The sequence below is a fragment of the Klebsiella sp. S69 genome, assembly GCF_016516145.1.
Lineage (GTDB): Bacteria > Pseudomonadota > Gammaproteobacteria > Enterobacterales > Enterobacteriaceae > Klebsiella > Klebsiella oxytoca.
Genome location: NZ_JACVUU010000009.1, coordinates 180,537 through 201,507, shown reverse-complemented (window position 1 = coordinate 201,507; position 20,971 = coordinate 180,537). Strand labels below are relative to the sequence as shown.

Here is a 20,971-nt window from a genome sequence, read left to right as displayed (position 1 = left end):
GTGCGCAGCACCGATTTCTTTGCGGGACCGCGGGGATTGTAAAGGGGGAGATGGTTTTCTCCCCCTTTACCCGTTCACCTACCACGTTGAGACATTTTCTGCGGGATAATAGTGAACGGAACCCCTGCACACTTTCCCGGAGGCGGCGCTTATCGCGCCTGTCCGGGCTACCATTCCCGGAGGCGGCGCTTACGCGCCTCTCCTCCCTACCAAACCTCAATCCCGATCGATCGCGAACGGCTGCCAGGCTTGACGTACCGGCATGACCTCGACCCGGTTGATGTTCATATGGTCCGGCAGGGTGGCGATATAAAACATCTGTTCGGCAATATCCCGCGCGCTCAGCGGCGTGGTGCCTCGATACAGATTGTCCGACGCCGCCTGGTCGCCTTTGGTGCGCACCAGGGTAAATTCCGTTTCGGCAATACCCGGCGCGAGATCGGTCACCCGCACCCCGGTCCCGAGCAGATCGCAGCGCAGGTTATAGCTGAACTGCTTCACGAAAGCCTTACTGGCGCCGTAGACGTGGCTGCCGGGATAGGGCCACTGCCCGGCGATAGAGCCAATATTGATGATGCTCGCCCCCGCGCCGTGACGAATCAGCGTCGGTAGCAGGGCATGGGTCACGTTGACCAGCCCGGTGACATTGGTGTCGATCATCGTTTTCCAGTCGTCCAGATCCACTTTCTGCGCGGGCTGCGGCGACAGCGCCAGCCCGGCGTTGTTAATCAGCGTCGTGATATCGGCGAATTCAGCGGGCAGCGCCGCCACGGCCCCGGCGACCGCATCGCTATCGCGGACGTCGAGTTCGATAATGTGCACCGGCACCTGCGAGGCGAGCTTATCCTGTAGCGCCTTCAGCCGCTCAAAACGGCGTCCGCTCAGCACCAGCGACCAGCCCGCATCGGCGAAGACCTGCGCCGCTGCTTCCCCAAAACCCGAGGTCGCCCCGGTAATAAACACCACTTTGCTCGTTGCCATTTCATTCTCCTGTGCAGGTTGTCGCTCCCACTATAAAAACCCCGCGCGCGCGGGCACAGAGCCAGTCGGCGCGCGGCGATGTGACACGGTGTCACATCATTTTCGCCTGACTGGCTCTATCCGTTTCTGCCCTGAACGACCAATGATGAGGCCAACAACAACGACATGAGAGAGGGCAGGGTATGAAGCTGGCACTACAGAACGAGGTAGCGATAAGCAATGATGAAGTTCGGCAGCTGGATCGCGCTTATGTGTTTCATTCATGGTCGATGCAGGGCAATTTAAATCCGCTGGTGATCGCCGGGGCTAAAGGCTGCGAGCTGTGGGATTACGAAGGCAATACTTACCTGGATTTCAGCAGCCAGCTGGTCAACGTCAACATTGGCTATCAACATCCGCGCGTGCTGGCGGCGATGAAAGCCCAACTGGAAGAGCTGGTGACCATCGCGCCCGCCACCGCCAACCTCGCCCGCGGCGAAGCGGCGAAGCGCATCGTCGAGCTGGCGCCGGAAGGCTTTAGCAAAGTTTTCTTCACCAACGCCGGCGCTGACGCCAACGAGAACGCCATCCGCATGGCGCGGCTCTATACCGGGCGCGATAAAGTGCTCTCTGCCTATCGCTCCTATCACGGCAACACCGGCAGCGCCATTGCCGCCACCGGCGACTGGCGCCGGGTGCCGAACGAGTATTCCCGCGGCCACGTACACTTTTTCAATCCCTACCTCTATCGCAGCGAATTTAACGCCGCGACGGAAGAGGAGGAGTGCCAGCGCGCGCTGGCCCATCTGCGGCGGATGATTGAATGCGAAGGCCCGAACGCGATAGCCGCGATTCTGCTGGAGTCGATTCCGGGCACCGCCGGGATTCTTGTCCCGCCCGAGGGCTATATGCAGGGGGTGCGGGCGCTGGCCGATGAGTTCGGTATTGTGCTGATCCTTGATGAAGTGATGGCCGGTTTTGGTCGTACCGGGAGTTGGTTTGCCTTCGAGCAGGATGGCGTGGTGCCGGATCTGGTGACTTTCGCCAAAGGGGTCAATGCGGGCTACGTCCCGGCCGGCGGCGTGCTGATTAGCGAGCCAATCGCCCGCTACTTTGATGACCATTTCTTTGCCGGGGGGCTGACCTATTCCGGCCATCCGCTGGCGATGGCGGCGATTGTCGCCACCATTGACGCGATGAAGGAAGAGAAGGTGGTGGAGAACGCGGCGACCATCGGCAACGAGGTGCTGCGTCCGGGGCTGGAGGCGCTGGCGGAGAAGCACGCGATTATCGGCAACGTGCGCGGCCGCGGTCTGTTCCAGGCGCTGGAGCTGGTCAGCAGCCGCGAACATAAAACGCCGCTGGGCGCTGCCGATATGGCGGCCATTAAAGGCGCGTTAACCGAAGCCGGCCTGCTGGCGTTTGTGGTGGAGAACCGCATTCATGTGGTGCCGCCGTGCACCATCAGCGCCGGGCAGGTGGCAAAAGGCCTGGCGATTTTTGATGCGGTATTCGCCCGCTTCGCGAACCTGGCTCAGTAAGGGGATGATTTCCCGGGTTGCGGCGTAAACGCCTTACCCGGGCGACCTTCTCGCAGATGGCGGCGAACCCGTAGCCCCGCAAGCGGGGGCGGGTTTTCAGTCTAACCGATGTTCGCCGTTCGCCAGCGCTTCGCGGTCAAAGAAGCGCTGAATCACGCCTTCCGCCATAAACGCTGCCCGGTCCGACATATGGGCAATCACATCGGCATCGTGGCTGACCAGCAGATAGGTCATTCCGTGCTCCTGCTTTAGCCGATTGAGCAGATTCAGTATTTCCGCCTGCACCGACATATCCAGCGCCGACGTTGGCTCATCCAGCAGCAGAATCTTTGGCCGCAGCAGCAGCGCGCGAGCAATCGCCACCCGCTGGCGCTGGCCGCCGGAAAGCTGGTGCGGATAGCGGCGCGCGGCGTCGGCAGGCAGCCCCACCTCTTCCAGGGCGGTGGACACCCGCTGCTCGATCTCGCCGATAGCGTGAATTTTCAGCGGCTCCGCCAGCGTACGCCATAGCGTATGATTGGGATGCAGCGAGGCGTACGGGTCCTGAAACACCATCTGTACGTTGCGCCGCAGCTCGCCCTGAAAACGCGCGCCCGGCGTAACGGCCTTATCGAACAGTTCAACGCGGCCGCGCCAGTCCCGCAGCAGCCCGGCTAATACCCGGAGAATCGTTGATTTTCCGCAGCCGGATGCGCCGATCAGGCTGAACGTTTCCCCTGCATCAACGGCAAAGCTGGCGGCGGACACCGCGGTTTTTTCAGCAAAATTCACCTGTAGATTGTTGAGATTAACGATTGCCATGCGCCGCCTCCGTCAAGTTCAGGGTTCGGTCGAGGGTCGGCAGCATCTGACCGTAAGTTTGCGCGGCCGGGCGACAGGTCCAGAGCGTACGGGTGTAGGGATGCGTCGCCGTCGGCAGATCTCGCGCCGCCATCTCATCGACCTTTTTCCCTTGATACAGGACCAGCACCCGCTGGCAGTGCTCGGCCACCAGCGGCAGGTCGTGGCTAATCAACAGCATCGCCATCCGCCGCTGTTCGCACTGCTCTACCAGCAGTTCAAGGATCTGATTGCGCAGTCGGGCATCGAGGGCTGAAGTGGGCTCATCGGCGATCAGCACCTGCGGATTATTGAGCAGCGCAAGGGCAATCATCACCCGCTGGCCCATCCCGCCGGAGAGTTCGCCAGGATAGCGGTTGAGTACCGGTAAATCCAGACCGACGGCGGCAACGGCGGCTTTGACCGCCTCCAGCCGCGCGCGGCGGCTAAGGCGCTGATGCAGAGTTAATGCCTCTTCCAGCTGCGCCTGAATGCTTTTTACCGGATTGAGCGCGTAGCGCGGGTCCTGCAGCACCATCGCAATATTGTTGCCGCGTAGCGCGCGCCAGCCGCGCTCGCGAAGGGTTAATGCGTCGCGCCCCAGCACGTTGAGCGCATCGGCGCTGACGACGCCGGGCCGGCGGACCAGCCCCATCAGGGCGCGTGCGGTCATGGATTTACCGGAGCCGGATTCGCCGACCAGCGCCAGTCGCTCGTTGCCGAGCGTGAAGCTTAAATGGTCCACCACTCTGGCGGTGGGATAGTCGATGGTCAGTCCCTGAACGATCAGACGAGTATCAGTCATGTTGCGGCTCCAGAACGTCGCGCAGGCCATCGCCCAGCAGGTTAAACGCCAGGCTGGCGATCAGGATGACGGCGCCAGGGGCGGCGGCGATCCACCACTGGTCAAAAATGACCTGCATGCCGTCAGCGATCATCGCGCCCCATTCCGCCATTGGCGGGCGGGCGCCGAGGCCAAGGAAGCCGAGACCGGCAGCGGCGAGAATAATCCCGGCTAGATCCAGCGCCAGCCGGACGATCGCCGAGGGCAGACAGAGCGGCAGAATATGGCCAATCAGCAGACGCCAGCCGCGAATGCCCATCATCTCCGCCGCCGCCAGATAGTCGCTGTGGCGCAGGCGCTGAATTTCGCTGCGCGCCTGACGGGCGTAAGCGGGCCAGGTCGTTAGCGCCAGCGCCAGGGCGCCGTTCACCAGGCCCGGGCCGAGCATCGCGACAAACGCGAAGGCCAGAATCAGCCGCGGCATCGACATTACCACGTCGGTAAAACGCATCAGCACGCGCTCCAGCCAGCCGCCGTAATAGCCGGACAGGATCCCCACCAGCAGACCGGCGGGGAGCGTAATCGCCGTCACCAGCGCAACCAGCCCCAGCGCCGGACGGGTGCCGAAAATCAGCCTTGAGAGAAGATCGCGACCGTAGCTGTCGGTGCCGAGCCAGTGCCGCGCGCCCGGACCCTGCAGCCGCGCGGCGGCGTCCTGCCAGTTCGGGTCGAGCGGAGCCAGCCAGGGCGCAAAGAGCGCAGTCAGCAGGAGTAACGTAATGATGATCAGACCGCAAAAGGCGGCGGGAGAACGGCGCAGGCGGCGTAAAAAAAGGTAGCCAGGCATCAGCGTATCCTCGGATCGGTCAGCCGCACCAGCAGGTCGGTGAGGTTATTAATCAGCACAAAGCTCGCGCCGATCAGCAGCGTACCGCCCATAATCGCCGTGGTATCGCCGGCAAAGAGCGCGGTGGTCAGATAGCGGCCAATTCCCGGCCAGGAGAAGACGGTTTCGGTCAACACCGCCCCTTCCAGCATGGAGGTCCAGGCGAGGGCGGTCACCGTCAGCAGGGTGCCGCGGATATTGGGCAGGACGTGACGCAGCAGAATCGTCATCTCACCGGCCCCTTTGGCGCGCGCCAGCAGGATGTACTCTTTGTTCATTTCGCTCAGGCAGGCGGAACGGGTCAGGCGGGTGATGCTCGCCAGAGAGTAATAGGCCAGCAGCAGCACCGGCAGCAGCAGGTGCCCGGCGGCGTTTTTAACCGCCTCTTTATCACCCGAGAGCCAGGTATCAATGAGCGCAAAGCCGGTGCGCGGTTCGACGGTGTATTGATAAATATCGTCCAGCCGCCCCGGCCCCGGCGTCCACTGCAGTTTGGCGTAAAACAGCGCCAGCATCAGCAGGCCGAGCCAGAAGATCGGCACCGAGTTGCCGAGCAGCGTAAAGGTGCGCATCGCCAGATCCCACGGCGAGCCGACGTAGCGGGCGCAGAGAACGCCTGCGATAACGCCCGACAGCGCGCCGATAATCAGCGCCAGCGTGGCCAGCTCAAGGGTTGCCGGGAACGCGGCAAGCAGGTCGTGCAGCACCGGCTGGCCGGTTGAGCTGGCGATACCGAGATCGCCGTGGGCGAGATTCACCAGATAGTGCCAGAACTGCAGCGGCAACGGCTGGTCGAGGCCGAGCTGGTGGCGTACCTGGTCATAGGTGGACTGACTGGCGTGGTCGCCGACGATTTGCAGCACCCGATCAACCGGCGACAGCGCAGAGAGCGCAAAGGTCACCAGCAGCAGGCCGAGCAGCGTCAGGGCCAGCGTCAGCAGTCCCTGAAACAGCGCGAGCAGGGGGCGTTTTGCGCGCCGCTCTGCTCGGGGAGGTAAAAAAGCAGACATGGTTATTCCGTTGGTAAAAAGTACAGTGTTATCAGCTGGTGCGATCTGTTGTTGTAGCCCGGTCAGCGCAGCGCCAACGGGAAAACATAAGGTATCGGGGCCTGCGTTCCCGGAGGCGGCGCGTTGCGCCTGTCCGGGCTACCTGATCGTACCTGCCCCAGGCGTTATTTGGTTACCCGGTCATACCACACCATATCGGCATTGAGACCCTGCTGGTAACCCTTCACGTTATCGCGAACCACAATCTGGGTTTTACCCTGATCGATAAACACGTAAGGCGAATTGCGCTGCAGTTCCTCCTGCATGTTTTTATACAGATCCTGGCGCTTCGCTGCGTCCGGCTCGGCGACTGCCGCCAGGGTCGCTTTATTCAGCTCCGGGATCTGCCAGCCGTTTAGCCCGGCGACGGTACTGGATTTACCGTCGTTGTAGGCAAAGGCGCTGGCGTTAGAGTGGGCGTCGAAATAGTCAGGGATCCACAGCCGAATCGCCGCCTGATGCTGTTTGGCGCGCACGCGAGCATAGACCTGGCTACCCGCGGCCGGCAGCAAATCCACCTTCACGCCGCCCTGGGCGAAGCTCGCCTGCATCGACTGAGCAATAGTGATAAACGGCGGCTTGTTTTCGACGTCGAGGGTGAAATGCGCCTCTTTAATGCCCGCTTTAGCGAGGATGTCTTTGGCTTTTTGCGGGTTGAATGTAAACGGGTTATTCTCCAGCGCGCCCGGCAGGCCGACCGGCAGGAAGCTCTGATGGACGAAATATTGCCCTTTCAGCAAATCTTTCGTGATGCCGTTGTAATCCACCAGCCAGCGCGCCGCTTCCCAGAAGGCCGGGTTTTTCAGCAGCGGGTTAGCGCTGTTGCCGGTATTAAAGACCAGATAGTTCTGCTCAGCGGAGGGGATGCTGAGAACCTTGACGCCCGCTTTACCCTGCAGAGCCGCAATCTGGTCGGCGCCGAGATCGCGCGCCACGTCAGCATCACCCTGCTGGATGAGAAGACGACGTGAGGCCGGGTCCGGAACGTTTTTAATGATGATGCTTTTCAGCTTCGGCGCGCCGCCGGGTGCGCTGCTGTTGGCCTCCAGCACGATGGCCTGATGCGGCTGATAGACCCGCATTTTATACGCGCCGCTGCCCGCCGAGTGCATTTTCAGCCAGCCGTTGCCGAAGTCGTTATCTTTGGCGTTCGGGGCGACCTGTTTCTCATCGACGATAGAGGCGATCGGCGTGGAGAGAATATTCAGCGCCACCGCCGGGCTGACGTCGGCAGTCCAGCGTAGCGTGAGGGTATGGTCGTCTACCTTCTTCAACTGGCTGGCGATGTTATCCGGCTGCCAGCCGAGGACGTTAAGAATAAACGCCGGCGATTTGTTCAGGGTGACCGCGCGGGTGTATGAGTAAATGACATCTTCCGGGCGTAGCGGGTTACCGGAGGCGAATTTGGCGTCGGGCTTTAGCTTGATGGTCAGCGTTTTCGCCGCCGGATCGGCCTGCCAGCTTTCGGCCAGGATCGGGGTGATTTTTTCAGGGTTATCGCGGTCCGGCTGCACCAGACGCTGATAAAGGCTCGGTACCGTCTGGATGCTGGAGAGCTCGTTGGCTTCCGCCGGGTCGAGGCTGACGATATCGTCGAGGCCCTGGGCGACCACAAGGGTCCCCGGCGGCGTGGCGGCGTGAACGGCGGCGGATAACGCGGCGAGCGCCAGCAGCGGCAGCAGTTTTTTAGTCATATGCGATCCCTGAAAAAAGTTATTGTGATTATTGATGTTTCGCTACGTTAGGCCGCTTAATTACGGGCGTAAAGTCAAAGATCGGCTAAGTTTATGCTTAAAAAGCATAAGCAAGACCAATGGGTTATGACGATCGATCGTACCGGGCATCTTCCGGCCGTTCGGCTTTCTTGCTATAACAATTTGATAACAATACGGGAGAGATAAGCGTGCCTGAAATTAATGAATTTGGTCAGCAGGTCAACGATCGCGTGCCCGGGTGGCGGGGGGCGGGGCTTCTGCGCCGCACGGCGTTAAATGGCCGCTATTGCCGACTGGAGCCGCTGGATACCGACCGGCACGCGGCGGATCTGTTTGCTGCCTATGCTCTCGGCGACGACAGTGACTGGACGTGGCTGGCGAGCACGCGCCCGCAGAGCGTTGAGTCAACGGCGAACTGGATCACCGGCAAGGTTATGGATGACGGACTGGTGCCCTACGCGGTTGTCGATCTGCGTTGCGAGCGAGCCGTCGGGCTGGTCAGCTATATGGCGATTGAGCGGGCGATGGGCACGGTGGAGATTGGCCACGTCACCTGGTCGCGGGCGATGAAAAATACGCCGCTCGGCACCGAGGCGGTCTGGCTGCTGCTGCAAAATGGTTTTGCCCATGGCTATCGTCGACTGGAGTGGAAGTGCGATTCAATGAATATTGCTTCCCGCCGCGCCGCCGACCGACTGGGATTCACCTGGGAAGGACGCCTTCGCCAGAGAATGGTGCGTAAAGGACGAACCCGCGATAGCGATATGCTGTCGATTATCGACAGCGAATGGCCCGCGCGCGATGCGGCGCTGCGGGCCTGGCTGGCGCCGGAGAATTTTGATGCTAATGGACGGCAGATAAAGCGGCTGGAAGATTTTCGCTAGTTTTCCCTCTCCCGGAGGGAGAGGGAGCCGTTCAGCGCAAACGTTGCCTCCCGGCACAGGGCCTGAGGGGGCTACTGATGCGGTTTTCGCCCTCGCCCCGTTGGGGAGAGGGCGGGGTGACGGGAACCGCCTCTTACCGGCGAACCGGCGCGCCGTTCGCCACGTAATACGCCGCCGTGCTCTTCGGCAGCGGCTGACGGCCGCGAATGGCATCAGCCATTTTTTCGCCAATCATAATTGTGGTCGCGTTAAGGTTGCCGGTAATAATCTGCGGCATGATCGAGGCGTCGACCACGCGCAGGCCTTCCAGTCCGTGAACCCGACCTTCGCCATCGACCACCGCCATCTCGTCATAGCCCATTTTACAGGTGCCGCACGGATGGAAGGCGGTTTCCGCATGATTGCGCACGAACTCATCCAGCTCGGTATCGCTCTGGCACTCCGCACCCGGGCTGATCTCCCGGCCGCGATAGTTATCCAGCGCCGGCTGATGCATGATTTCGCGGGTAATCCGAATCGCATCGCGAAACTCCTGCCAGTCCTGTTCGCTGGACATATAGTTAAACAGAATCGCCGGATGTTCGTGCGGATCGCGCGATTTCAGCCGCACGTGGCCGCGACTCGGGGAGCGCATAGAGCCAACGTGGCACTGGAAGCCGTGCTCTTTCACCGCGTTTGAGCCGTTGTAGTTAATCGCGACCGGCAGGAAGTGATACTGAATATTCGGCCACGTAAAGGCTTCCCGGCTGCGAATAAATCCGCCCGCTTCAAACTGGTTGCTGGCGCCGATGCCGGTTCCGCCGAACAGCCATTCGGCGCCGATTTTCGGCTGGTTCCACCACTGCAGCGCCGGGTAAAGCGACACCGGCTCTTTGCATTCGTACTGCAGATACATCTCCAGATGATCCTGCAAGTTTTCCCCGACGCCCGGCAGGGCGTGTACCAGCGGAATATCGAACTGGCGCAACAGTTCCGGGCTGCCGACGCCGGATCGCTGCAGAATTTGCGGCGAAGCGATAGCCCCCGCGCAGAGCAGCACTTCTTTATTGGCGGTCGCTTTCGACGGCGCGGTGCTGTCGCCCTCCAGCCACTCGACGCCGACGGCGCGCTTGCCGGCAAAAATAATATGATCGGTCAGCGCATGGGTGCGAATAGTCAGATTGGGACGCGCGCGCGCCTGGTCGAGATAGCCGCGCGCGGTGCTGGCGCGGCGTCCCTGCGGCGTCACGGTACGATCCATCGGGCCAAATCCCTCCTGCTGGTAGCCGTTAAGATCGTCGGTGCGCGGATAGCCAGCTTGTACGCCAGCTTCAATCATCGCGTGGAACAGCGGATTATTGCCCTGCTTTGGCGTGGTGACGCTGACCGGGCCGTCGCCGCCGTGGTAATCGTTGGCGCCGATATCGCGGGATTCTGCTTTGCGGTAATAGGGCAGGCAGTCCAGGTAGCTCCAGTGCTCAAGCCCCGGCGCCGAGGCCCAGTTATCAAGATCCATAGCGTTGCCGCGGATATAGCACATGCCGTTGATTAACGAGGATCCGCCGAGTCCCTTACCGCGTCCGCACTCCATGCGGCGATGGTTCATATGCGGTTCAGGCTCGGTCTCGTAGGCCCAGTTATAGCGACGCCCCTGTAGAGGAAACGCCAGCGCGGCGGGCATCTGGGTGCGGAAGTCGAAACGGTAATCCGGGCCGCCCGCTTCCAGCAGCAGGACGGTGGTGTCAGGATCTTCCGTCAGTCGTGTAGCCAGTACGTTGCCGGCGGAACCGGCACCAATAATAATGTAGTCAAACTGCAAAAATGACCTCCTGGTTAAAATATGGATTGAAACTGACCCATCTCAACCTGGATGGATTTTATCTGGGTGTAGCTGTGCAGCGTCTGTACGCCGTTTTCGCGGCCAATCCCGGAGTGCTTGTAGCCGCCGACCGGCATCTCCGCAGGGGATTCGCCCCAGGTGTTGATCCAGCAGATCCCGGCCTCCAGCCGATGAATCAGACGATGGGCGCGGTTTAAATCCGGCGTGACGACGCCAGCGGCGAGGCCGTATTCGGTGGCATTGGCGCGGCGAACCGCTTCTTCCTCATCGTCGTAGCTCAGAATCGACATCACCGGGCCGAAGATCTCTTCGCGGACGATGGTCATCTGGTCATCGCAGTCGGTAAATACCGTCGGGGCGACCCATGCCCCGTGGTCGAAGCCTTCCCCTTTCAGCACTTCGCCGCCGCAGAGCAGGCGCGCGCCTTCTTGTTTACCCGTCTCGATGTAGCGCAGCACGTTCTCGCGGTGCGGGAAGCTCACCAGCGGCCCGAAGTTGGTGCTTTCAGCAAACAGATCGCCGGGGTGGATACGCGCCACGCGGGCGAGGACTTTCTCTTCAAATACCGCTTTCAGGCGCGCCGGAACGAATACCCGGGTGCCGTTGGTGCAGACCTGGCCTGAACTGTAGAAGTTAGCCATCATCGCGATGTCGGCGGCGAGGTCGAGGTTGGCGTCTTCGCAGACGATCAGCGGTGATTTTCCGCCCAGCTCCATAGTCACTTCCTTCAGTGAGGAGGCGGCGGAGTTGGCCATCACTTTTTTGCCGCTGGCGACGCCGCCGGTAAAGGAGATTTTGGCGATGTCCGGGTGCTCGGTGAGATACTGGCCGGTTTCGGCGCCGGTGCCCGGCAGCACGTTAAATACGCCCGCCGGGAGTCCCGCTTCGCGGTAAATTTCCGCCAGCTTCAGGGCGGTGAGCGGGGTGACTTCACTCGGCTTAAAGATCATCGCGTTCCCGGCCGCCAGCGCCGGGGCTGATTTCCATAAGGCGATCTGGATCGGGTAGTTCCAGGCACCGATCCCGGCGACGACGCCCAGCGGTTCCCGGCGGGTATAGACGAATGAACTTTCGCGTAACGGGATCTGGCTCCCTTCCAGCGCCGGGATCAGGCCCGCGTAGTACTCCAGGACATCAGCGCCGGTGACGATATCGACGGCGGCGGTTTCGCTCAGCGGTTTGCCGGTATCGAGAGTTTCCAGACGCGCCAGTTCGTCGTTGCGCTCGCGCAGAATGTCGACCGCTTTACGCAAAATGCGCGAACGTTCCATGGCGCTCATCGCCGCCCAGATTTTTTGCCCTTTTTGGGCGCTCTTTACCGCCCGGTCGACGTCTTCGCGGCCGGCGGCCTGGACGGTCGCCAGCACTTCCCCGTTGGCGGGGTTAATCGTCTCGAAGGTTTTACCGCTGGTGGCGGAAACATAACCACCGTCGATGTAAAGCTGCTGTTCGGCCATTCGGGACATGGGTCCTCCATTATTGAGAAGTCGGTGGCAGATATTTGCTGATGAAGTGCTCGGCGAGCGTTTCGGCGCGGGCTTTATCGAGCGGTTTACCGCTCAGCGCCGCGCGTAGCCACAGCCCGTCGATCAGCGCGGCGAGACCGTACCCGGCCTCCTGCGCCTCTTCGCGCGGCAGGGCGCGCTGAAACTCATAGACGATATTCGACAGCAGTCGTCGGCTGCTGACCTGCTGCAGGCGATAGAGCATCGGCTGATGCATGCTGCTGGCCCAAAAGGCGAGCCAGGCCTTCATTGCCGCGCTGCTTATCTGACTCTCGTCGAAGTTGCCGGCCACGATGGCGCGCAGGCGTTCCCGCGGGCCGGCCCCGGGCAGGGCGTGCAGGCGGCTCAACACCGCCTGGCGCAGCTGGCCGGTGATATCGCGCATCGTCGCCTCCAGCAGGCCGTTCTTATCTTTGAAATAGTGGCTGATGATGCCGGTCGATACGCCAGCACGTCGGGCGATCTGCGCGACGGTGGCATCGTGCATTCCCACTTCATTGATGGCGGCCAGGGTCGCGTCAATCAGCTGCCGCTGCCGTATCGGTTGCATCCCCAGTTTGGGCATTTCTCAGACTCCATTCATCAGCTTTGTTTATCTATTAAAGCGGTTTTTGATTGGACGTTCAATATAAAATGTGTCTTAATTGTTGCCGATTTTGGTTTTAATAGTTGCAAAAAAAGTAAGGAGAATGGATGACAGACCTTTCGCCGAGCAGAGAAAAGGACAAAATCAATCCGGTGGTTTTTTATACCTCCGCCGGACTGATTTTGTTGTTTTCCCTGATGACTCTCTTCTTCAGCGATTTTTCCGCGGCTTGGATTGGCCGTACCCTGAACTGGGTTTCAAAGACCTTCGGCTGGTACTATTTGCTGGCGGCAACGCTGTATATCGTGTTTGTGGTGTGCATCGCCTGCTCGCGTTTCGGTTCGGTGAAGCTCGGGCCGGAGCACTCGAAGCCGGAGTTTAGCGTCATGAGCTGGGCGGCAATGCTGTTCGCCGCCGGTATCGGTATCGACCTGATGTTTTTCTCCGTCGCCGAACCGGTGACCCAGTATATGCAGCCGCCGGAAGGGGCGGGGCAGACCATGGAGGCGGCGCGCCAGGCGATGGTATGGACGTTGTTTCACTACGGGCTGACCGGCTGGTCGATGTATGCCCTGATGGGGATGGCGCTGGGATACTTTAGCTATCGTTATAATTTACCCCTGACCATCCGCTCCGCGCTCTATCCGATCTTCGGCAAAAAGATTAATGGCCCAATCGGCCACAGCGTGGATATCGCCGCCGTTATCGGCACCATTTTTGGTATCGCCACCACCCTCGGGATTGGCGTGGTGCAGCTAAACTACGGCCTCAGCGTGCTGTTTGATATTCCGGATTCGCTGGGCGCGAAAGCGGCGCTGATCGTGCTATCGGTCATTATCGCCACCATCTCCGTGACCTCCGGGGTGGATAAAGGCATTCGTATCCTTTCCGAGCTTAACGTGGTGCTGGCCCTCGGGCTGATCCTGTTTATCCTGTTTATGGGCGACACCGAGTTTCTGCTCAACGCGCTGGTGCTCAATGTTGGCGACTATGTGAATCGTTTTATGGGCATGACCCTCAACAGCTTCGCCTTCGATCGTCCGGTCGAGTGGATGAACAACTGGACCCTGTTCTTCTGGGCGTGGTGGGTGGCGTGGTCGCCGTTTGTCGGCCTGTTCCTGGCGCGTATTTCACGCGGGCGCACCATTCGTCAGTTTGTGGTGGGAACGCTGATTATCCCGTTCACCTTTACGCTGCTGTGGCTGTCGGTGTTCGGCAATAGCGCGCTGTATGAAATCATCCACGGCAATGCGGCCTTCGCCGCCGAGGCGGTCGCCCACCCGGAGCGCGGCTTCTATAACCTGCTGGCGCAGTATCCGGCGTTTACCTTTAGCGCTTCGGTGGCGACGATTACCGGCCTGCTGTTTTACGTGACCTCCGCGGATTCCGGGGCGCTGGTGCTGGGTAACTTCACCTCGAAGCTGAAGGATATCAACAGCGATGCGCCAAACTGGCTGCGGATCTTCTGGTCGGTGGTTATCGGCCTGCTGACCCTGGGGATGCTGATGACTAACGGCATTTCCGCCCTGCAGAACGCGACGGTGATTATGGGGCTGCCGTTTAGCTTCGTGATCTTCTTCGTGATGGCGGGGTTATATAAGTCGCTGAAGGTTGAGGATTATCGCCGCGAGAGCGCCAACCGCGACACCGCCCCGCGACCGCTGGGCGTGCAGGATCGCCTGAGCTGGAAGAAGCGCCTGTCGCGGCTGATGAACTATCCCGGCACGCGCTATACCCGCCAGATGATGGAGACGGTGTGCTTCCCGGCGATGGAAGAGGTGGCGCAGGAGCTGAAGCTGCGCGGCGCCTACGTCGAGCTGAAAAGCCTGCCGCCGGAAGAGGGGGACAACCTGGGCCATCTCGACCTGCTGGTGCATATGGGCGACGAGCAGAACTTTGTTTATCAGATCTGGCCGCAGCAGTACTCCATTCCCGGCTTTACCTACCGGGCGCGCAGCGGGAAGTCGACCTACTATCGTCTGGAGACCTTCCTGCTGGAAGGGAGTCAGGGCAACGACCTGATGGACTACAGCAAAGAGCAGGTCATTACCGATATTCTTGACCAGTACGAGCGTCATTTGAACTTTATCCACCTGCATCGCGAAGCGCCGGGCAACAGCGTGACCTTCCCCGGAATGTAGGCTATCTAAACGTTTTCTGAAAAAGGATTGCAGCTGGTTAAATATACAGTGAAAAGCGCAGGGAAGCGTATGATGGCGGCGGGTGCCTGAGGCTTTCTGCGTTCAGGCTTAGGTGAGGATTCAGAAAGACGAAGCCCCAGGAGATGTTCCCATCAACCTGAGGCTCACGATCCAACCCTAGCACGTTGGATAGTAGCCTCTTCTTCGCATGGAGGCAACGAGATGCTGACAAAATACGCCCTGGTGGCAATCATCGTGCTGTGTCTGACAGCGCTGGGATTGACGTTAATGGTGCACGACTCGCTGTGCGAGCTGAGCATCAAAGAACGTAGTATGGAGTTCAAGGCCGTTCTCGCTTACGAAACGAAGAAGTAGCCGGTATGCGGGGAGCTATCCCCGCTTATCCGCAGGCTGGGTAAGGAACCTTAAGGCACCTTTTTTCTGCTGATCCGGGAGCAGGATGGACGGCGAGAGAACAGAGACCGGTTAAAAGCAAAAGCGCCGCCACCCTGCATAATGCTTATCTGGCAGGCGTCAGAGTATTGACGTCGACCACGTCCATACCTGCATTTTTTGCGGCTTCAATACCAAATCGTGAGTCTTCAAAAACCAGGCAGCGTTCAGGCTGAACCTTAAGCTCGCTGGCACATAATAAAAAAGTGTCGGCGGCGGGTTTATGATTTTTAACCCGGTCAGCGGAGACGATAGCGGCGAAATGCTGAGTTAATTGAAAGCGTGCAAGCAGTATATCCACGGTGCTACGTTCGCTTCCGGTTCCCAGCGCCAGGGGAATTTTGCCCTGCCACTGCTGTAAAATCTTCATGGCCGGTAAAAGCTGAATATCGACCGTCTGCAGCAAGTTCTCGATCGCCTGTTTTTTACGCTCGGCCAGGGAGAACGGATCGGCTCGTAATCCTTTTAAGGCCACAAGCTGGCTGGCCACCTGCCAGGGCGCTGAACCATTGAACGGAATCAGCTCCTCTTCAGAAATGGTGATATTGTCGGCAGCGAATACGCTCAGCCACGCTTTGCGGTGCAAAGGTTCGGTGTCAAAAAGCGTGCCATCCATATCAAAAATCAGGGCCTGATAGTGGCGATACATAATGATTGCCTGTGTGCTGTGATCATCGTCAGGGAGGGAAATGCGGAGAAAGCTCCCCGCATTGTTATACCGTCTTACCAGCAGACAAAGCCGCCATCGACAACCAGATCAACCCCGGTACAGAATGATGCCGCGTCGCTGGCAAGGAACAGCGCCGGACCGGCCATCTCTTCAACCTTCGCCATGCGCTGGATCGGCGTCTGGCTTTCGAACTCGCGGGTCTGATGAACCATCTCAGGGCGGGTGTTCATCGGCGTGGCGGTGTAGCCTGGGCTGATGGAGTTAACGCGGATCCCTTTGCCGATCCACTCCATCGCGAGGCTTTTCGACAGGTGGATCACGCCCGCTTTCGAGCAGTTGTAGTGCGCCTGATCGAGGCCGCGGTTAACAATAATGCCGGACATGGAAGCGATATTAATAATCGAGCCGCCGCCGGATTCCTGCATCAGTTCAGCTTCCGCCTTACAGGAGTTCCACACGCCGGTAAGGTTAATATCGATAACCCGCTGCCACTGCTCGGTTTCCATTTCCAGCGCCGGATTGGCATTAGCAATCCCGGCGGCGTTTACGGCGACATCAAGGCGGCCAAAGCGGCTTTTCGCCAGCGCGACGCCGGCGCGTAGGTCGCTAAGCTGACGAACATCGCCGGTGTAAAAACAGGCTCCGCCGCCGATCGCCTCAATATTTTTGACGGTTTCAGTAAGGCCGCCGTCTTCACGTAGATCGAAGCAAACAACCCGGGCCCCCGCGCTGGCGAGTCCGTAAGCAATCATCTGGCCGATGCCGCTGCCCGCGCCGGTGACAAAGGCTACGCGGTCCTGCAGATTAAATAGCTGTTGGGCAAAATCTTTTGCGATCATAGTTATTTCTCTCTAAAAAAAATTCTTTAGCATGCCCGGTGTTGGCGTTCCCGGAGGCGGCGCGTTGCGCCTGTCCGGGCTACGGGGCTTGTGCCTTCGGGTAGCCCGGACAGGTGCGCAGCACCGCCTCCGGGAGATGATTTGTATAGCCTGACCTGAAATATGCCAGGCTGGCGGCATTACGACATAATCAAGCCGCCATCGATATTGATGGTCTGCCCGGTGAGGTAGCGCGCGTCGTCGGAGGCGAGAAACGCCACCAGCCCGGCAACGTCTTCCGGTTTGCCGGCGCGCTTCATTGGAATGCCTTCGACCCACTCCGCCATTAGCTCGCCCTTACCGTAGCGCTTCTGCTCGGTGCTGAGGATCTCGCCCCAGACGCGGTCGTTGTAATCCCACATTTCGCTTTCAATAATGCCCGGACAGAAGGCGTTAACGGTGATATTCCACGGCGCCAGCTCGTGCGCCAGGCTTTGGGTGATGCCGATGACGCCCATTTTGCTGGCGGCATAGTGCGGGGTGTAGATAAAACCCTGTCGACCCTGGCCGGAAGAGGTATTGATCAGGCTGCCGTGGTTCTGCTTAACCATGTATTTGGCGGCTTCGCGGCAGCACAGCCAGACGCCGGTGGTGTTAACGGCGAGCACTTTTTCAAAGTCGGCTTTCGGCATGCGATCGTAATAGTCGATGGTGATCACGCCTGCGTTCTGGATAGAGACATCGATGGTGCCAAAACGCGCTGCAGCCTGCTCGTACAGCGACTGCACCTGCGCTTCGTCGGTCACATCAACCTGTAACGACAGGATATCGGCCTGATAGCGCTGGCGTAAGGTTTCCGCCGTTTCATGGACGCGCTCGGCGTTAGAGACCATCACCAGATTCGCACCATCGCGCGCGAAGCGCTCGGCGATACCTGCACCAATTCCGCGGCAGGCGCCGGTGATCACAACCGTTTTGTTCTGGAAATTTCTTTGCATGTTTTTCATCCCTTATTGAAGCCGGACGGCAGTGCGTCCGGCGGGGTAATAAATAGGTGATTAACTGGTGGCTCCTGCCGCAGCCAGCTTCTCCTCATGGCGGCGCATCAGGATGACTTTGTTCTGCAGTTTCTGCTGGAACTGGTCGACGACGACGGCGGTGACGATAACGACGCCTTTAATGACCATTTGCCAGAAATCGCTGACCCCCATCATCACCATGCCGTCGGCGAGGAAGACGATGACGAATGCGCCGATGATTGACCCGGTAACCCGGCCGCGACCGCCTGCCAGCGCGGTTCCGCCGAGCACGGTAGCGCCGATGGCGTCCATTTCGAACATATTGCCGGTCATCGGGTGCGCGGTTTGCAGCTGTGACGCGACGATGAGGCCAACGAATGCGGAGCACAGGCCGGAGAAGGCGTAAACGAAGATTTTTGCTTTGACGATAGGCACGCCGGCCAGGCGAGCGGCGGATTCATTACCGCCGATTGCATAGATATAGCGGCCCAGCGGGGTTTTGGTGGTCAGCCAGTAGCCCAGCAGCAGGAAGCCGATCATCAGCCAGATAGGCAGATAGATGCCCATCAGCGTCCCGGAGCCGAGAGTGGAGAAGCCGGTATTGCCCAGCGCTTCCATGCCGTTGAGGTTCGGATAGGTGCTGCCGTCGTTGAACAGCAGCGCCGAGCCTCTGGCGACATACATCATGCCCAGGGTGCAGATGAAGGGCGCCACGCCGAAGCGGGTGATTACCGCGCCGTTAACAAAGCCAACCAGCACGCCGAAGAGCGCCACGCAGAGGATCACCTCCGGCACGTTGAAAAAGATAACGCTGCCGTTCCATAAGGGCAGACCGTTGGTTAAGAGCGCCCCGGCAACCATACCGCAGATCCCGGCGACGGCGCCGACGGAAAGGTCGATACCGCCGGTCAGGATAACCAGCGTCATGCCGATGGCCAGCAGGCCGGTGATGGCCACGTGCTGGGTCATAATCAGCAGGTTAGATGTGGTCAGGAAATTCGGTACCATCACGCTGAAGAATGCGATAACCAGCAGCAGAGCGATAAACGTTCTGGCCTTCAGCAGGTACATATAAATCATATATTTCTGGTTCATGATGGGTTCCAGCCTGATTAATCTTGAGGTGTTGAAGCCGCGATCAATTTTTCGCGGGTAACCGCATGGCGCGGTAAATCGGCGGTAATCCGGCCATCGGCCATCACCAGAATGCGATCCGCCAGCGCCATGACTTCATCCAGCTCCGATGAAGAGAACATCACCGCCAGACCCTGTTGGGCCATTTTGCCGATCAGGTGATACACGTCAGTTTTCGCGCCGACGTCGATACCGCGAGTGGGCTCATCGAGAAACACCACTTCGGGCCTGGTCATCAACGCCTTGCCGAGCACCACTTTTTGTTGATTGCCGCCGCTGAGCGAGGTGATGGGCAGATCGGGGTCGCTGACCTTGATCGCCAGTTCGCGGATCATCTCTTTGACGCAGGTGATTTCTTTCTGCGGATTCAGCCATTTCCACGCCCGACGAAAGCCCTGAAGGCTGAAATCAGAGAGGGTCATATTCGATTGAATCGACATCATCTGCACCACGCCTTCTCCCTGGCGGTCTTCGGGAACCAGCGCCAGCCCTTTTTTCAGCCGCGCCTGGAACGGGGACTTTTCGATATTTTCGCCGTTGAGATGGACGTTACCGCTTTGGCAAGGCATTAATCCGACCAGGCCTTTAAACAGCTCCGTGCGTCCGGCGCCGAGCAGGCCATAGATGCCGATCACCTCTCCCTTACTTAAGGTGAAGGTCACGTCGTTGAGCTTATAGCCGCCGCTCGGGTGCAGCGCCGTTAAACCTTCAACGGCAAGGACCGCTTCGCCTTTCGGCGCGGGCCGGTAGTCGAAATGTTTTTTCTTATCGCCGACCATCTGTTCGATAATCCACGGGATACTGGCGTCGCTGACCTCGCGTTCACTGATAAAGCGTCCGTCGCGGAAAATGGTGATGTGGTCGCCAATTTCCATCAGTTCTTCGAGGCGGTGGGAAATATAGATAATGGTGACGCCGCGACGTTTAAGCTGTTCAATAACGTTAAACAGAATTTTGACTTCCGACTGGCTGAGCGCAGAGGTGGGCTCATCCATAATTAATACCCGGGTGTCTTTTGAAAGCGCGCGCGCAATTTCGACCAGTTGCTGATGGCCAATACCGAGCTCGCCGAGCTGGGTATAAGGGTCGACGTTGAGCTCCAGCCTCTCAAGTAATTTTTTGGCTAACTCGTATTGATATTTTTCGTTGATCTTTCCTTTTTGAAAGAACTCGTTAGCCATGAAAATATTATCCATGACGTTCATATTCGGAAATAAATTTAATTCCTGGAAAATGATGCTGATTCCCTGCTTTTCGGCCTGGTGAGTCGAGCTCAGGGTAACCGGAACACCATCAAGAATAATTTGACCGGAGGAGGGTGTTTCAACGCCAGCAAGCATTTTCATCATGGTGGATTTACCCGCACCATTTTCACCGATCAGAACGTTTACTTTATTTCGATAGACCCGGTAATTGACGTTATCTAAGGCAACGACGCCGGGATAAACGCGCGATAATTCACGGGTTTCGATAATAACTTCAGATTCGACTGGTTGGGAATTGACGAGTTCTTGCCGCTGCATTTTATTGTCCTCCCAAACGAACAATTTTTGCCGGCGTAATATCAGGAACGGTCTGCGGAATATCCCAGGCCGAGAACACGCCATATACCTGCACCGCTTCACCGGTTTTAACCTGTGCCGTCTGGATCATTTTGACCGCATGTTCGTTAATCGCCCGGCTATATTCACCAAACAGCACCTGATCGTTGAAGTCCTGATAGCTGGCGCCCTGGTAGCCGTCGCGTAAAAGCGTGCCGCGCAGCGTCGGGCCAATCTGCACCACCACGTTGCCGCCGCTGGTATCCTGGATCGTCATTTTTCCGCTGCGGGAAGCGGAATCAATTTTGCTGATATTGCCTTCCACTTTGACGTAGAACACGCACGGGTTCTCATCCTGAGCGCGATAACCTAACGCTTTGCAGGCGCTATCAATGTCTTTCGCCGTGCGCAGGGCAGTCATTAACTCGGCAACGGGGCGGGCCCTGGCCACAACCTGAGGAACGACCTGCTCTTGCCATGTCCGATCGATATCCGCCATATGCGGATTAGGCGGGGATTTCAGGTCGGCCAGCTCCTGCTGAGAAACAATTCGGCAGCCTCCGAGGGCAACAACGACCAGCATCAGCGAGATTTTTTTATACATAATACTCTCCTGTGCGCCCCGGAAGGGGCGCAACAACCTGGAA

At 59.0% G+C, this 20,971-nt stretch carries 19 protein-coding genes; 4 read left to right on the top strand and 15 right to left on the bottom strand.

Annotated elements, in window-relative coordinates; genetic code table 11:
• Positions 1-216 precede the first annotated feature (216 nt).
• Complete coding sequence (locus tag IAE27_RS11355) at positions 217-981, bottom strand: SDR family NAD(P)-dependent oxidoreductase (protein ID WP_004100028.1); 765 nt, start codon at positions 979-981, stop codon at positions 217-219.
• Between the two features lie 182 nt (positions 982-1,163).
• Between IAE27_RS11355 and IAE27_RS11350 the strand changes: the two genes are divergently transcribed.
• On the top strand, positions 1,164-2,501 hold the full coding sequence (locus IAE27_RS11350) for an aspartate aminotransferase family protein (protein WP_108704092.1): 1,338 nt from the start codon (positions 1,164-1,166) through the stop codon (positions 2,499-2,501).
• 96 nt (positions 2,502-2,597) lie between these two features.
• On the opposite strand, the gene IAE27_RS11345 is transcribed toward IAE27_RS11350, so the two are convergent.
• The 5 genes from IAE27_RS11345 to IAE27_RS11325 all read right to left on the bottom strand — a co-directional run bounded on the left by IAE27_RS11345 (position 2,598) and on the right by IAE27_RS11325 (position 7,733).
• On the bottom strand, positions 2,598-3,302 hold the full coding sequence (locus IAE27_RS11345; RefSeq protein WP_115239841.1) for an ABC transporter ATP-binding protein: 705 nt from the start codon (positions 3,300-3,302) through the stop codon (positions 2,598-2,600).
• Positions 3,289-4,125 carry an ABC transporter ATP-binding protein gene (locus tag IAE27_RS11340; RefSeq protein ID WP_023320527.1) on the bottom strand — a complete coding sequence of 279 codons (837 nt, stop codon included), beginning with the start codon at positions 4,123-4,125 and terminating at the stop codon, positions 3,289-3,291. Before IAE27_RS11340 ends, IAE27_RS11345 begins: the two co-directional genes overlap by 14 nt.
• Complete coding sequence (locus IAE27_RS11335; protein ID WP_004100032.1) at positions 4,118-4,951, bottom strand: ABC transporter permease; 834 nt, start codon at positions 4,949-4,951, stop codon at positions 4,118-4,120. The genes IAE27_RS11340 and IAE27_RS11335 overlap by 8 nt, the downstream gene beginning before the upstream one ends.
• Positions 4,951-6,000, bottom strand: a complete 1,050-nt coding sequence (locus IAE27_RS11330; protein ID WP_227685260.1) for an ABC transporter permease — start codon at positions 5,998-6,000, stop codon at positions 4,951-4,953. Before IAE27_RS11330 ends, IAE27_RS11335 begins: the two co-directional genes overlap by 1 nt.
• A gap of 164 nt (positions 6,001-6,164) precedes the next feature.
• Entirely contained in the window at positions 6,165-7,733 is a 1,569-nt protein-coding gene (locus tag IAE27_RS11325; RefSeq protein ID WP_004111210.1) for an ABC transporter substrate-binding protein, read from the bottom strand.
• A 209-nt stretch (positions 7,734-7,942) separates the two neighbouring features.
• Here IAE27_RS11325 and IAE27_RS11320 point away from each other — a divergent pair, with 209 nt between their 5' ends.
• Complete coding sequence (locus IAE27_RS11320) at positions 7,943-8,638, top strand: GNAT family N-acetyltransferase (protein WP_023320529.1); 696 nt, start codon at positions 7,943-7,945, stop codon at positions 8,636-8,638.
• A gap of 133 nt (positions 8,639-8,771) precedes the next feature.
• Here the strand turns inward: IAE27_RS11320 and betA are convergent, their stop codons facing one another.
• The 3 genes from betA to betI are packed head-to-tail and all read right to left on the bottom strand — an operon-like array spanning position 8,772 to position 12,527.
• The gene (betA, locus tag IAE27_RS11315; protein ID WP_004100038.1) at positions 8,772-10,436 is read right to left on the bottom strand and encodes a choline dehydrogenase; all 1,665 of its coding nucleotides are present in this window, start codon (positions 10,434-10,436) and stop codon (positions 8,772-8,774) included.
• Positions 10,437-10,450: 14 nt separating this feature from the next.
• The gene (gene betB / locus IAE27_RS11310; RefSeq protein ID WP_108704090.1) at positions 10,451-11,923 is read right to left on the bottom strand and encodes a betaine-aldehyde dehydrogenase; all 1,473 of its coding nucleotides are present in this window, start codon (positions 11,921-11,923) and stop codon (positions 10,451-10,453) included.
• 10 nt (positions 11,924-11,933) lie between these two features.
• Positions 11,934-12,527 (bottom strand): transcriptional regulator BetI, encoded by a 594-nt coding sequence (gene betI, locus IAE27_RS11305; protein WP_004111216.1) that lies wholly within the window; start codon positions 12,525-12,527, stop codon positions 11,934-11,936.
• Between the two features lie 128 nt (positions 12,528-12,655).
• On the opposite strand from betI, the gene betT reads away from it, so the two are divergent.
• Complete coding sequence (gene betT / locus IAE27_RS11300) at positions 12,656-14,689, top strand: choline BCCT transporter BetT (RefSeq protein WP_004100042.1); 2,034 nt, start codon at positions 12,656-12,658, stop codon at positions 14,687-14,689.
• 222 nt (positions 14,690-14,911) lie between these two features.
• The gene (locus tag IAE27_RS11295; RefSeq protein WP_004100044.1) at positions 14,912-15,064 is read left to right on the top strand and encodes a Hok/Gef family protein; all 153 of its coding nucleotides are present in this window, start codon (positions 14,912-14,914) and stop codon (positions 15,062-15,064) included.
• Positions 15,065-15,209: 145 nt separating this feature from the next.
• On the opposite strand, the gene yqaB is transcribed toward IAE27_RS11295, so the two are convergent.
• The 6 genes from yqaB to IAE27_RS11265 all read right to left on the bottom strand — a co-directional run bounded on the left by yqaB (position 15,210) and on the right by IAE27_RS11265 (position 20,928).
• Positions 15,210-15,791: a fructose-1-phosphate/6-phosphogluconate phosphatase gene (gene yqaB, locus IAE27_RS11290; RefSeq protein ID WP_024273891.1), complete on the bottom strand. Its 582-nt coding sequence runs from the start codon at positions 15,789-15,791 to the stop codon at positions 15,210-15,212.
• Positions 15,792-15,865: 74 nt separating this feature from the next.
• Positions 15,866-16,651 carry an SDR family oxidoreductase gene (locus tag IAE27_RS11285; protein ID WP_064372244.1) on the bottom strand — a complete coding sequence of 262 codons (786 nt, stop codon included), beginning with the start codon at positions 16,649-16,651 and terminating at the stop codon, positions 15,866-15,868.
• A 179-nt stretch (positions 16,652-16,830) separates the two neighbouring features.
• A complete protein-coding gene (locus IAE27_RS11280; RefSeq protein ID WP_004100047.1) occupies positions 16,831-17,628 on the bottom strand; it encodes an SDR family oxidoreductase in 798 nt (265 codons plus the stop codon).
• A 60-nt stretch (positions 17,629-17,688) separates the two neighbouring features.
• Positions 17,689-18,744, bottom strand: coding sequence for an ABC transporter permease (locus tag IAE27_RS11275; protein ID WP_004100048.1), 1,056 nt, complete (start codon positions 18,742-18,744; stop codon positions 17,689-17,691).
• A 17-nt stretch (positions 18,745-18,761) separates the two neighbouring features.
• Complete coding sequence (locus IAE27_RS11270; RefSeq protein WP_004100049.1) at positions 18,762-20,306, bottom strand: sugar ABC transporter ATP-binding protein; 1,545 nt, start codon at positions 20,304-20,306, stop codon at positions 18,762-18,764.
• A gap of 1 nt (position 20,307) precedes the next feature.
• Complete coding sequence (locus IAE27_RS11265) at positions 20,308-20,928, bottom strand: DUF2291 family protein (protein ID WP_004111235.1); 621 nt, start codon at positions 20,926-20,928, stop codon at positions 20,308-20,310.
• Positions 20,929-20,971 lie beyond the last annotated feature (43 nt).